This window comes from Cyanobium sp. Cruz CV13-4-11, assembly GCF_024346055.1.
Classification (GTDB): Bacteria; Cyanobacteriota; Cyanobacteriia; order PCC-6307; family Cyanobiaceae; genus Cyanobium.
Window position 1 is genome coordinate 38,037 of sequence record NZ_JAGQCH010000024.1, and the last position, 11,655, is coordinate 49,691.

General features: G+C 66.2%; 14 protein-coding genes. 10 read left to right on the forward strand and 4 right to left on the reverse strand.

Annotated features, from left to right (window positions below; translation table 11 throughout):
* Positions 1–161: 161 nt before the first annotated feature.
* Complete coding sequence (locus KBZ12_RS15365) at positions 162–833, forward strand: thermonuclease family protein (protein WP_254958868.1); 672 nt, start codon at positions 162–164, stop codon at positions 831–833.
* A gap of 104 nt (positions 834–937) precedes the next feature.
* Here KBZ12_RS15365 and KBZ12_RS15370 read toward each other — a convergent pair whose 3' ends face one another.
* The gene (locus KBZ12_RS15370) at positions 938–1,408 is read right to left on the reverse strand and encodes an Hsp20/alpha crystallin family protein (RefSeq protein ID WP_254958869.1); all 471 of its coding nucleotides are present in this window, start codon (positions 1,406–1,408) and stop codon (positions 938–940) included.
* 317 nt (positions 1,409–1,725) lie between these two features.
* On the opposite strand from KBZ12_RS15370, the gene KBZ12_RS15375 reads away from it, so the two are divergent.
* Together KBZ12_RS15375 and KBZ12_RS15380 are read left to right on the forward strand one after the other, a co-directional pair.
* Positions 1,726–2,091: a hypothetical protein gene (locus KBZ12_RS15375; protein ID WP_254958871.1), complete on the forward strand. Its 366-nt coding sequence runs from the start codon at positions 1,726–1,728 to the stop codon at positions 2,089–2,091.
* Positions 2,092–2,196: 105 nt separating this feature from the next.
* A complete protein-coding gene (locus KBZ12_RS15380) occupies positions 2,197–2,565 on the forward strand; it encodes an AbrB family transcriptional regulator (RefSeq protein ID WP_254958872.1) in 369 nt (122 codons plus the stop codon).
* Positions 2,566–2,572: 7 nt separating this feature from the next.
* Here KBZ12_RS15380 and KBZ12_RS15385 read toward each other — a convergent pair whose 3' ends face one another.
* A complete protein-coding gene (locus KBZ12_RS15385; RefSeq protein WP_254958873.1) occupies positions 2,573–3,550 on the reverse strand; it encodes a hypothetical protein in 978 nt (325 codons plus the stop codon).
* Positions 3,547–3,804, reverse strand: coding sequence for a hypothetical protein (locus KBZ12_RS15390; protein WP_254958874.1), 258 nt, complete (start codon positions 3,802–3,804; stop codon positions 3,547–3,549). The genes KBZ12_RS15385 and KBZ12_RS15390 overlap by 4 nt, the downstream gene beginning before the upstream one ends.
* A 73-nt stretch (positions 3,805–3,877) precedes the next feature.
* On the opposite strand from KBZ12_RS15390, the gene KBZ12_RS15395 reads away from it, so the two are divergent.
* The 4 genes from KBZ12_RS15395 (at position 3,878) to KBZ12_RS15410 (ending at position 6,188) form a co-directional block, all read left to right on the forward strand.
* Positions 3,878–4,255: a hypothetical protein gene (locus KBZ12_RS15395; protein ID WP_254958875.1), complete on the forward strand. Its 378-nt coding sequence runs from the start codon at positions 3,878–3,880 to the stop codon at positions 4,253–4,255.
* Positions 4,256–4,321: 66 nt separating this feature from the next.
* Complete coding sequence (locus tag KBZ12_RS15400) at positions 4,322–5,086, forward strand: hypothetical protein (protein ID WP_254958876.1); 765 nt, start codon at positions 4,322–4,324, stop codon at positions 5,084–5,086.
* Positions 5,086–5,916, forward strand: a complete 831-nt coding sequence (locus KBZ12_RS15405) for a tetratricopeptide repeat protein (protein WP_254958877.1) — start codon at positions 5,086–5,088, stop codon at positions 5,914–5,916. Before KBZ12_RS15400 ends, KBZ12_RS15405 begins: the two co-directional genes overlap by 1 nt.
* Positions 5,913–6,188, forward strand: coding sequence for a hypothetical protein (locus tag KBZ12_RS15410; RefSeq protein ID WP_254958878.1), 276 nt, complete (start codon positions 5,913–5,915; stop codon positions 6,186–6,188). The genes KBZ12_RS15405 and KBZ12_RS15410 overlap by 4 nt, the downstream gene beginning before the upstream one ends.
* Before the next feature lie 38 nt (positions 6,189–6,226).
* On the opposite strand, the gene KBZ12_RS15415 is transcribed toward KBZ12_RS15410, so the two are convergent.
* Complete coding sequence (locus KBZ12_RS15415; protein ID WP_254958879.1) at positions 6,227–7,222, reverse strand: PolC-type DNA polymerase III; 996 nt, start codon at positions 7,220–7,222, stop codon at positions 6,227–6,229.
* Positions 7,223–7,459: 237 nt separating this feature from the next.
* Between KBZ12_RS15415 and KBZ12_RS15420 the strand changes: the two genes are divergently transcribed.
* From KBZ12_RS15420 to KBZ12_RS15430, 3 genes are all read left to right on the forward strand, one after another.
* Positions 7,460–8,479 carry a hypothetical protein gene (locus KBZ12_RS15420; RefSeq protein ID WP_254958880.1) on the forward strand — a complete coding sequence of 340 codons (1,020 nt, stop codon included), beginning with the start codon at positions 7,460–7,462 and terminating at the stop codon, positions 8,477–8,479.
* A gap of 233 nt (positions 8,480–8,712) precedes the next feature.
* Positions 8,713–10,689, forward strand: coding sequence for a class I SAM-dependent DNA methyltransferase (locus KBZ12_RS15425; protein ID WP_254958881.1), 1,977 nt, complete (start codon positions 8,713–8,715; stop codon positions 10,687–10,689).
* Positions 10,690–10,691: 2 nt separating this feature from the next.
* A complete protein-coding gene (locus KBZ12_RS15430; RefSeq protein ID WP_254958882.1) occupies positions 10,692–11,597 on the forward strand; it encodes a restriction endonuclease subunit S in 906 nt (301 codons plus the stop codon).
* Positions 11,598–11,655 lie beyond the last annotated feature (58 nt).

Consider the following 11,655-nt stretch of genomic DNA (forward strand, 5'->3'; position numbering starts at 1 on the left):
GTGCTTGGTGTGAGGAGCTGACCGCCGCAACCGGTGCTAAGGCGCCCCCAACAGGGCGCCTTCTTGTTGGAGTGATCGAAAAACTGATGCGCATTCTGCATCGGTTGCCAGAGCCCAGAAGGACGGTGCCAGGCTGAGCTGTTGCCGGTTCCGCTGCCTTGATGCCTCTGCTGCAGCGATCGCTGGCCCTGTTTGCGATGGCGATGTCGGTGTCTGCGCCGCTCGGGGTAGGCAAAGCCGCGGTCGCTGCCCCCGCGGCCAGCTACCGAGCCACGGTGCTCTCGGTGGGAGACGGCGACACACTGCGGGTGCAGGCCGGCGGCCGGTCCATCACCATCCGCTTGGCCTGCATCGATGCCCCTGAGACAGCCCAGTCCCCGTGGGGGCAGCAGTCCCGCGCATACCTGATGCAGCGCCTGCCGCGGGGCCGCCAGGTCAGCATCCAGCCCCACACCACCGACCGCTACGGCCGCACGGTGGCCGAAGTGATCAGCGACATCAACATCAATCTGGTGATGGTGGAAGACGGCCAGGCCTTTGCCTACCGGCGCTACCTCAGCGGCTGTGACGCCAAGGAGTATCTCGATGCCGAGTTCCGCGCCAGCCGGCATCGCTACGGGGTCTGGCAGCGGGAAGGCGGGATCACCAGGCCCTGGGATTTTCGGCGGGGCCGCACCGCTGTGGTGATTCCCGATGGCACCACCCCCGGCGGCCGCCGCTACCGCTGCAGGGAGATCGGCTCCTATGCCCGCGCTCAGGAGCTGCTGCGCCAGGGCCACACCTATCTCGATAGCAATGGCGACGGTGAGGCCTGCGAATCGCTTCGCAACTGACTCACTTCCATCGGCACCTATCCGCCCAACAGAAAGCCCCCAGCAGAAGCCGGGGGCAGGGGGTTCTCATGCGCGGGCCTCAGCCCAGGAAAGGCATCAGGTCATCAGCCCTCCACCTTCACGGTCACGGTGCTCACCTTGTTGGCCTTGGGGGCGGTGACGGTGAGCAGACCATCGCGGTACACGGCCTGCAGCTGATCGCGCTCGATCGCGACCGGGAAGCGGAAGCTGCGGCTCCAGGTCCCGTAGCGGAACTCGCTCAGGAGGGGTCCGCGAGCCTTCTCTGCTGGGGTGGCGGTTTCGCTGATGGGGACAGCGGCCTCACCCTCAGACGGCTGGCCGCCCAGCTGTCGCTGGCTGCGGCGCTCGGCGCTGATCAGCAGGGTGCGCTCGGTGGCCTTCACCTCAATGGCGGCCTTGTCGACGCCGGGCAGCTCCAGCACCACCTCATAAGCCTCAGGGGTTTCGTGCACCTCGGCGGCAGGCACCCGCTCGGCGGTCTGCAGCTGCTGGCTCAGTTGCTGCTCGAGACGGTCGAACAGATCGAAAGGAGAGGAAGAACGGCGGGTCAGCATGGTTCCGATGGCGAAGGTTGCAGGTGCGGGGTCGTCGTTCGCCCCCGGTGCGATCACTGTCGCGGCGGTGCTCCTGGGCCTGGGAGGGGTATGCCGAACCGATCGATTCGGGCCTCACCACCGGGGTTCGGAGCCCCGAATCTCGCTGGCGTGGCAACCGAATCGGCGCTGATGCAGGGACAGGAGCCGGTTCGTGTCCGAGCCTGGGAACCCTTCCGCTGAGAGCGGTTGGCACAGGACGACAAACGCTGACTGGCACGCCTACGTTTCCAGCTGCGGTCGCCGCCATCCCCGTGAAGATCGTCAACCGCTGCGCCGTGTCCGTCGAACCTCGGCAGCCCTTCATCGACTGGGCAAAGCAGGTGGAACCTGATCAGGCCCTGCCGCTAGGGGCCTTTGAGCCTGGTCTCTACCTTCTCCCCGAGTACGAGACCCGGGAGGAAGCCATCGGGCTGCTGGAGCAGGGCTATGAGGAGATCTTCTGCGCAGAGCTGGAGGCCTGGTCCACAGATCCCGCAACCTGGCCCTGCCCGCGCACCCTGGCCTTGTTCCAGGAGTGGTTCGCCTTTCGGTTCTTTGATTTGGTCGGTGACCAGGGGCAGGAGCCCCTGGCGCACTACGAGGTTGACGAATCCTTCCTGGAGGATCTGCGCAGCGTGATCAACGATTCTTCCGAGAGCTGATCGCCGTTTCCCCTGTCGAGACTCAGCGAGGTCGCCATTCCCTTGAGTTGACCACCATGGCGGGCCTGGCAATTAGGGTTGGTCCATCACCCCAACCCCCGAATGATGCTCACCGGTGCTGATCTGCTCGCCAAAGTCAAGGAGCTGGGCGATGCCTCCAAGTCTGATCTGGTGCGCGGCTGTGGCTACGTCTCCACCAAGAAGGACGGCACGGAGCGCCTGAATTTCACGGCCTTCTATGAGGCGCTGCTGGAAGCCAAGGGCATGAACCTGGGCGCAGGCGGTAGCCGTGGCGGCAAGGGTCGTCCGGGCAGGCAGCTCAGCTACGCCACCAAAGTGCAGTTCAACGGCAACCTGCTGGTCGGCAAGGCCTACACCGCCCAGCTGGGACTGGAGCCCGGCGATGAGTTCGAGATCAAGCTGGGCCGCAAGCAGATCAAGCTCATCCCCCTGGGTGCTGCCGAGGAGGAGTGAAGACTGCTCAGCTGAGCCCCACGTACACCGGCTGGAACCACTGCATCCGCCGGTTCTGACGCTTCTCGCCATGCAGCACGGTGTGCCAATGGCCCCGGCGCCAGTGGGGCCGGCGAGCGGTGCCGCTGCTGCCTCCGGCAGTGGTTCCTTCTGATGGGGCCCTGGGGGTGCGATCGAGCCGGAAGTCCTTGCCGATCCACACCGGCCCCTGGGGCGTCACGGGGCCGGCGTCATCGGCATTGCCGGCGGAGAAACCCTTGCCGCTCGGCACCTTGGCCGCCGGGCCGGTGGTCAGCAGTTCCGGCTGGTAGAGCTGCACCAGCAGGGCGTTGATGGCCAGGCCCTCCATCCGCTGGTTGGTGCTCTGCACCGCCTGTTCATCCCACTGCCAGGCGGGGTGGCTCAGATCTTCCACGGTGGGCTGACGCTCGCCGATCTGCTGGAAGGAATGGCGGGTGAGGTAGCTGGCGCCATCGAGGGCCAGGCCGACGCAACTGATGCCGCTGATCCGCTTGGCCTCAGCCGGCAGCCAGTCGGCCATCGCCCGCAGATCGGCCACGATCACCACCGGGATCGGCACCCCGTCTTCTGTGAACAGGGCGCCATCGGGAAGCATCAGCCGGAAGCAGGGCAGCACCTGGGGCAGCTCCTCATCCAGGCGGGGCGAGGGTGTGCGGCGGAAGGCCTCCGCCAGCTCCGGCGCCAGGAAGCGAGGCGGGGCTTCGACGATCCGTGCCCAGCGGCAGGTGGTGGCAGCCCAGAAGCCGATTGGATCGGCCAGCTCGTTCATCACCTCCGCTCCGGCCTCGATCAGGGCGGAGTAGGCCAGGTGATTGGCCCAGTGCTGAAAACCCCGCGGCGAGCGGTAGCGATGCTGCTCCTGCTGGATGTAAGGGTCCTGGCGGCGCAGTTCGGTGATCACCGTGCCGATCGGCGGCAGTTCCGCCTGGCTGGCCCGGATCGATTCAGGCGTCAGCCGGCTCATCGAGGCGTGAGCGGCGGGTTGCCCGGCTGGATCTCGAGGTTGGTCACGTTCACCTGGGTGGTGACGCCATCAGCCCAGCTCACCGTTGCCAGCACCATCGGGCTGTTGGGGATGATCGGCCCAATGGCGGTCACCGTGCCCCGCGCGAAGGGTCCGCTGCTGGTGGGGGCGTCAGGGCCGCTCACCATGGCCAACGACTGCAGGAAGGCCCGGGTGAAGCGAACGGTGTCGCCGATCTGCAGGGGTGCGCTCACGTTGCTCGCTCGAGGGCGTGCCCCATCCTGACCGGATCACGGATGCTGGGTGCACGCCTCACACCACCCTGCCGTGAAGGACATCCGGATCACCACCCAGGACGAGCTACCCGGGCCCGATGGCGACGAGCCCTACGACACGTTCGTCAACCAGACCGAGTACGGCAACGGCCGCTTCCTGCGCACCAACGTGCTCTCGGCCCGGCCCGACCTCAAGAAGTACACGGCCCTGCGGTTCCAGCAGGACGTCAAGCGCCATCCCGACGCCGCTGGTCCTGGGCAGGACGTGGTGCTGGTGTTCATGGAGGCCCTGGAGCTGGAGCCGCCACTGACCCTGGTCTGCAGCGACATCCACTTGGAGATGGAGGGCTACCCGGTGGAGCAGGGGGCCGTGATCGAGATCCCGCTGCTGCCGCCGGGCAGCCGCGGACCAGCCAAGGGTTTCGGCTGAGGGGCTTGGGGCTCTGCCCCGCTGGCGCCGATACCGTGGGGGCCCTGCTCACCCCTCGGCCCGGCGATGCCTGCCCATGCGCTCCTGCCGGCCGTGAACCGCCTGCTCAAGCAGGTGGAGGAGACCAGCGGCCTGCCGGTGGCGGTGGCCCAGCAGAGCGACCTGAGCACCCTGGCCACCCTGCGGCCGGCGACGCCGGACTACCAAGCGCACGTGATCGCCTACCGCGATGCCGATGAGGCCAGCAGCTACCACGTGGCCTTTGAGGCCGCCCTGCTGTTGCGCATCGTGCAGGTGCCCCCCGAGCAGCGGGTGAACCTCACCGAAAGGCGGGATGCCAAGGAGAAGGTGGTCTCGCAGGTGGAGAAGCTGTTCAAGGGCCGCCTCGGGCTGGCTCAGGCCAGGCAGGCGGGGCTGCGCTTCTACGACGGCTTGATGGTGCAGCTGCGCTCCACGGGGCCGGGGCTGTGGGCCGACCGCTGGCTGTTCGAGCAGGTGCCGGAGCTGCGGGGCCTGCAGGCGGCGGTGCTGCAGAGCCAGGTGCAGGGGAATGTGCCCTGCCTCAATGCGGAGGTGGACAAGATGAGCCCCGCCGACGTGGTGAAGGCCAGCCGGGCGATGAACGCCGCCTATGCCTTCCAGGCCGCCGAGCTGGTGGGCATCCCGCCGCTGGCGATCCCGTATCAGGCAGCAGGGTTTGAGGCGCTGGCCAAGGAGCTGATCGCCATCACCCGCGCTGAGCCCACCACGGCGGATCCGGATCGGGAGATCGTCGACGGCTGGGCCGAGAAGCTGGGCCTCTCCCGCTGGTACGTCTGGAAGACGCCCTGATGGAAGGCACGGCGTTCTCGATCGAAGAGGCCAGCTTTGATGCCTCCCTGCTGCCGGAGGGCAGCCGCACCCCTGGAACGGAGGCCTTCCACCGGGCGGTGACCGACTACTTCCAGAAGTCGTATGCCTCGATGGGCGGTCAGCTGTCGGTGGTGTTCGCCGCCGGCCGCATCGAGGTGGCCTGGGAGCCGGCCCCTGCGGAAGCACCGGCCATGGCGTCCATCGGCCCGCTCCTGCAGCAACGGCGGTTCGATGAAGCCCGTCCGCTACTCGAAACCCTGCTGCAGCTCCAGCCCGAGCACCCGGAGGCCCTTTACAACCTGGGCGTGCTCGCCAGCGAAGAGGGCCGGCTGGAGGAGGCCCGTCTGCTGCTGCGCCGGGCGGTGGTCGCCAATGCCCCCGATGCCCACGCCCAGGCCAATGCCCAGGTGGCCCTGGCGCTGGCTGCCATGCGGCTGGGCGACAAGGCAGAAGCCCGCCAGGCCCTGGAAGCAGCAATCGAGGTGGAGGCAGGCAACAGCTTTGCCCTGCGCAGCCTCGGCAGCCTGCTGGTGATCGCCGGGGCCTACGCGGCAGCGGTGAAGCGCTTCCGCCAGGCGCTGGCGGCGGCACCGGACGATCTGATCTCCACCTTCAACCTGGCCCAGGCCTTACTGGAGCTGGATCCAGACGAGCATCGCGACGAGGCCGATCGCTTGCTGCTGCGGGTGATCGAAGCCCAGCCCTACGGCGAGCTGTCAGACAAAGCCAAGGATCTGCGCAGCAGCATCGCCAGACGCGACCTGCGGGCCGACCAACCCGATGGGCTGCGGCAGGACAGGACGCGGTGAGCTACTGCCTCCAGGCCCTGCAGCTGTTCGAGGGGATGGATCAGCAGCGCTTCCTGGCGGTGCTCAGCGAGGTGGCAGCTGTCGGCCAGGGGGGTCTGCAGATCAACGAGCCCGGCACTTCCCGCAGCCTCAAGACCCTGCCCGGCAGCTGGAGCGATCTGGCCCTGGCCTGCCTGATCCACGTGGGGATGAAGCGGCTGATGCCGAATGAGGACTCAGGACTGGGGATCGGGGCGGAGTACGAGGAGGCGGTGCGGTTGCACCGGGGGTGATATCCAGAGTCCGGAGCAAATCCCACATCGATCTGGCGTCACGGCTTGTCCGCGTCAGTGGCCGGCGACATCGATCTCTCCCCCCAGCGCTTGGCCGCAACCGCGGCCCCGGCTCGCACCTCCTGAAACACCTTGCTGACCACCACCGGATGGCCGGCAGCGCGGAGGTGCCGCATCAGCGGGCTGTCGATGAACAGGCTGGAGACCACCAGCACATCGGCCGGCGCCTCTGGCTCGAAGGTGACGTGAGTCAGGCCCAGGCTGGTGGCGTGCTCCAGGGCCTTCTGCACCTTGAAGTCCCAGCCATGAACGTCCTCGCCATGCAAGGCGATGGTGCCGCCGGCCGCGGGGATCACCACCGTGGCGTCCGTCCAGTCATGGCTCTGCTGCAGTCCTTTCCGGCTGGTCGTGGTGCGCGGCAGCAGGACCGGGGCTTCCGGCGCTGAATGGCTGATCCCCGCCACCCTCACTGGCGCCCGCGATGGATGCAGGTGGGGCAGGCCGTGCCGCATCAACGCGGCCAGGGCGCGGGTATCGCCGAGAGCGGTGTGGGCGTCATCGCCGGAGAGGGTGACGCCATGGGCAGCGCAGAGCTTGCTGAGGCTGAGGAAGGGATTGGGCATGGTGTCGATGCCATCGCCCAGATCAACCACCAGCTCAGGCCAGGCCTCGCTCGCTTCCCAGAGGTGGTGCCGCAGGATCGGCCCGTCGAAACGATCCAGGTTGTGCGCCACCAGCACGCGCCCCTCCAGCAGGGCCGCCAGGGTGGGTGCCACCGCCGAGAAGCTCGGCGCCGCTGCAGCCAGGTGCTCATTGATGCCATGCACGGCGGCATTGGGGATCGGCACGCCCGGGTTGATCATGGTGCTCCATTCCTGCTCGATCTCCCCGTCCGGCGAGAGCAGCAACAGAGCGCTCTCCACGATCCGGCAGAGCTGGCCGGTGCCGGTGGTCTCCAGATCCACCACCGCGAAGCCCCGGGCACCAGCAGGCAGCAGCTGCGGCAAGGGGCGGAGCTGGTGGAAGGGGGCCATGGCTGTGATCCGATTCCATCAGGAATACCTGCACCGACCGGGGAAATTGCCTCTGCGCGACAGGCAGATGCGGGATCCGCATGGATCAGGCCGGCTCCTTCAGGAAACAGGAGAAGTGATGCAGCAGCTGCATCAAAACGCCTGATCGTCCTGGGATTGGCTGGTCTTTCGCACGTGGACTGAACCGTTCAGGCTGTGGCGTGATGACGCTGGACGGATGCGGATCAACAGCATCCTGTGGCCTATTCCACCATCGTTCAAGCCTGCCTGGCGTCAAGGCGCCACCTCCCTCCCTACACCCCTCCCGAGCCGCTGGAGCACCTGCATGTGCTCGACCTGCTGGAGCTCACCGGATCGCAGTCCAAGGCTGCCCGTGCCCTGGCGATGCACCAGAGCACCGTCTGCCGCAGCGCCGCGCTGATGGGCGAGCAGTTCCGGCTGCAGCCGCGGCGCGGCACCGGTGTCCTGCGTTACGGCAGCAACGAAAGCCTGGAGCTGCTGCGGCTCTCCTATCGGGCCCACCGCCTGATGGATGGGCAGCTGCGAGTGGCGACCGACCCACTGCATCAGCCCCTGCTGGCCGGGATGGTCAGCGTGCAGGCGGTGCCACCGAAGTTCCGCCTCTCCAGCGAATGGGCGCAGCTGCTCAGCCAGGCGGTGATCGATGGGGCCATCGTCTCCTCCTGGTGTCACCCGCGAGCGGTCTCGGCCCCGCGGCCGCCGAGCTGGTCCGGATTGGCGACGGTGCCGCTGGGGGTGTTGCCCCTGCAGCTGTTCATCCCTGCTCCCCTCTCGCCGGAGGAGGCTGCGCCCCGCCGGGTGCTGCTGCCCAAGCGGGCGGTCACCCCCCTGCTGCATGAGGCCCTCGCCTGGCATGGCTTCCAGCTTGAGGAGCAGCCGCTCAGCTGCCAGGACGTGCCCGCCTGGCTCAAACGCATGCGCGACCGTCAGCTGGCCTTGCCCCTGGGCCCGGGCCTGTTGGATTCCGGCTGGCTCGAGGCGCAGGGACTGGAGCTCCATCCCGACCAGCCGCCGCTACTGGAGCAGCTGTGGCTGCTGCTGCCGGAGGGGCGGGTGCGCAGCAGCCGGGAGGCCCGCCATCTGATCCGCACCCTGCGCCTGCGCCTGGCGAAGGTGGGGGAGGAGCTGCTGGGCGCAGGTGAGCTGCCTGAGGACGAGGACGACCCGGTCATCCGGGAGACCTGCCAGGCAGTCCCTGGGCTGCCTGGCACCCAAAACTATGCACCCAGTGCATAGGTGCCCATTCATGGTGATGCCGATCGACCGGCGTTTGCTGCCCTCCGGCTGTAGAACGACGCAGACTGGGGCGCATCGACCTCAGCGGATGCAAGGCGCGCCTGAATTCAGAGTGACGCCAAGTCACCAGCGACCCTCCTGCCCAACCAGAAACTGACCCCATCCAGACCGGGTTCTCCACCTCTCACCAGTCCCCTCTTCTTCCCTGGCCCCAGCGCCCCCAGCCCGCCCCGATGCCCGTCCGCGAAGACCTCACCGACGCCCTGATCGCGCTGATCCCTGAGGACGGCAGCCGGATCAGCAATGGCGAGATCAAGGCGGAGCTGGAGAAGCGGCTGGGGGAACCGATCGCCGACCAGGAGCTGGAGGAAGCCAAGACCCTTGTGGTGGCGATGGGCGCGGCGGAAAAAGCCCGCGGGCCTGGCGGTGGCCTCAAAGCTGCCGGTGTAGAGCCGCCACCACGCGCAGCCGCTGGCCGCAAGCCACGCAGCAGCAACGGCTCCCAGGGGCGTGGCTCCAACGAATCGTCACCTCCCGCCAGCCCCCCACCGGAACCCGGAGATCCCAGCCGCGGTTTCCATGGCTGGGTGGCGCCGCCCGAGCGCGACCTGGGCAAGGCCGCCATGGAGAAGAGCCTCTGGGAGGCAGCCGATCAGTTCCGCGCCAACTCCGGCCTCAAGGCCCAGGAGTATTCCGGCCCGATCCTGGGCCTGATCTTCCTGCGCTTCGCTGATGCGCGCTTCATGCCCCGCTGGCAGGAGCTCAAGGCCGCCGGGGGTAGTGAACGGCGCGGCAGCCGCGAGGAAGACCCGAACGCCTATCAGAGCGAGGGGCTGCTCTACCTGCCGCCCGGTGCCCGTTACCAGGAACTATTGGAGCTGCCCGAGGGGGCGGATGTCGGTGCCCGGCTGAACGAGGCGATGGGCCTGATCGAGCAGCACAACAGCAAGCTCGCCGGGGTGCTGCCGCGCGACTACAACCTGTTCACGCCGCAGCTGCTCAAAGAGCTGCTCAAGCGCATCTCCGAGATCCCCACCGATCTGGAGTTCGATGCCTTCGGGCGCATTTATGAGTACTTCCTGCGCGAGTTCGCCCGCACGGAAGGGCAGAAAGGCGGTGAGTACTTCACGCCCACCTCGCTGGTGGTGCTGATCACCGAGATCGTGGAGCCCTTCGCCGGGCGGCTGCTGGATCCGGCCAGCGGTTCCGGTGGGATGTATGTGCAGAGCGCCCGCTTCGTGAAAGCGCACCGCGGCAACCCGGCGGGCGACCTGGCGATCTGCGGCGTGGAGAAGACCGACGAAACCGGGCGGCTGTGCCGCATGAACCTGGCGATTCATGGCCTGGAGGGCAAGATCTATCACGGTGGCGACAGCAACAGCTACTACCTCGATCCGCATCGGGCGGTGGGAGCCTTCGACTATGTGATGGCCAATCCGCCGTTCAATGTGAACGCAGTGGACATGGCCAAGCTCAGCGCTGCCAGCGGCCCTGGGCGGCGCTTCCCATTCGGCACACCCAGCGTCGACAACGCCAACTACCTGTGGATTCAGCTGTTCTATTCGTCGCTGAACGAGAAAGGCAAGGCTGGCTTCGTGATGGCAAACTCCGCCTCCGATGCCCGCGGCTCAGAGCAGGCGATCCGCCAGAAGCTGATCGAAGCAAAGGCGGTGGATGTGATGGTGGCCGTAGGGCCAAACATGTTCTACACGGTGACCTTGCCCTGCACGCTGTGGTTCTTCGATCGCGGCAAGATCGGCACGGAGCGTGAGAACACGGTGCTGTTCCTCGATGCCCGCCATCTCTACCGCCAGATCGATCGTGCCCATCGCGACTGGAGCGAAGCGCAGATCGGCTTCCTGGCCAACATCGTGCGCCTCTACCGCGGCGAAGCGGTGGATGTGACCCTCGGCGGTGAGGAGGCACAGCGCTGGATCGAGGCTTATTTCGGTTCGGAATCTGGCGGCCCGCCGGCCTATCGCGACATCGCCGGCCTGTGCAAGGCGGCCACCCTGGAGGCGATCGAAGCCCAGGGCTGGAGCCTCAACCCCGGCCGCTATGTGGGCGTGGCGGCGGGGGAAGACCTCAGCGATGAGGACTTCAAGGAGCAGCTGGGGAAGCTGCAGGAGGAACTGGAGGGGCTGAATGCCCAGGCCAGGGGGCTGGAGGAGTCAATTGCCACGAATGTGGCGGGGATTTTGGAATCGTGACCATGGCGCAATGGGAACAATATGCATTGGGTGAGGTCGCCGATCTCTGCCTCGGTAAGATGCTTGATCAAAATAAGAATCGAGGAGTGCCTACGCCGTATCTGGCCAACGTCAATGTCCGCTGGGGTGAGTTCGTTCTAGACGACTTGAGGGTCATGCGCTTTGAGGAGCATGAGCGTGACCGCTATGGCTTGAAGTATGGAGATATTGTCATGTGCGAAGGGGGGGGGCCTGGGCGATGTGCCATATGGAAAGAACAGGTGCCAGGAATGATGATCCAGAAGGCTCTCCATAGGATCAGGCCTGGGTTGGGCTTGGATTATGGGTTCCTCTACTATTCTTTTCGAAATATTGGACTTCGAAGGGGTTTCGACCAATACTTCACCGGAGCGACCATCAAGCATCTGCCAGGCGAGAAGCTCGCAAAGGTAGAAGTTCACATTCCCCCACTCCCCATCCAGCGCCGCATCGCCGGCATCCTCTGCGCCTACGATGACCTGATCGAGAATAGCCAGCGGCGTATCAAGATCCTGGAGGAGATGGCCCGCCGGCTCTACCGCGAGTGGTTTGTCCACTTCCGCTTCCCCGGCCATCAGGGTCGCCGGTTTATCGACTCGCCGCTGGGGGAGATTCCGGAGGGTTGGGAGGTGAAAAGATTGGGTGATGTAACATCCAAGATTGGTAGTGGCGCCACCCCTAAAGGCGGAAAGGGTTCCTACAAAAGCGAAGGCACCCATTTGATTCGAAGCCTGAACATATACGATTACTCTTTTGAGTTTGACAATCTTGCCTTCATTGACGACATCCAAGCGGCAGGACTGGCCAATGTCGAAGTTGAGGTAACCGTTCAGGGGTCGGGACGGCTCATTGCGAACTTCAGCCCTGCTGAACCCTTGACGGGAGCTTGATTCCCGGTTGCATCTCAGGCAGAGACCGCCTGTGATGAGCACCCCTCCTTCCGGGATA

Excerpts from the sequence above, each read along its gene's own strand:
- KBZ12_RS15365 (WP_254958868.1), top strand. The coding sequence starts at position 162 with ATGCCTCTGCTGCAGCGATCGCTGGCCCTGTTTGCGATGGCGATGTCG.
- KBZ12_RS15370 (WP_254958869.1), bottom strand. The coding sequence starts at position 1,408 with ATGCTGACCCGCCGTTCTTCCTCTCCTTTCGATCTGTTCGACCGTCTC.
- KBZ12_RS15380 (WP_254958872.1), top strand. The coding sequence starts at position 2,197 with ATGCTCACCGGTGCTGATCTGCTCGCCAAAGTCAAGGAGCTGGGCGAT.
- KBZ12_RS15385 (WP_254958873.1), bottom strand. The coding sequence starts at position 3,550 with ATGAGCCGGCTGACGCCTGAATCGATCCGGGCCAGCCAGGCGGAACTG.
- KBZ12_RS15400 (WP_254958876.1), top strand. The coding sequence starts at position 4,322 with ATGCCTGCCCATGCGCTCCTGCCGGCCGTGAACCGCCTGCTCAAGCAG.
- KBZ12_RS15405 (WP_254958877.1), top strand. The coding sequence starts at position 5,086 with ATGGAAGGCACGGCGTTCTCGATCGAAGAGGCCAGCTTTGATGCCTCC.
- KBZ12_RS15415 (WP_254958879.1), bottom strand. The coding sequence starts at position 7,222 with ATGGCCCCCTTCCACCAGCTCCGCCCCTTGCCGCAGCTGCTGCCTGCT.
- KBZ12_RS15425 (WP_254958881.1), top strand. The coding sequence starts at position 8,713 with ATGCCCGTCCGCGAAGACCTCACCGACGCCCTGATCGCGCTGATCCCT.
- KBZ12_RS15430 (WP_254958882.1), top strand. The coding sequence starts at position 10,692 with ATGGCGCAATGGGAACAATATGCATTGGGTGAGGTCGCCGATCTCTGC.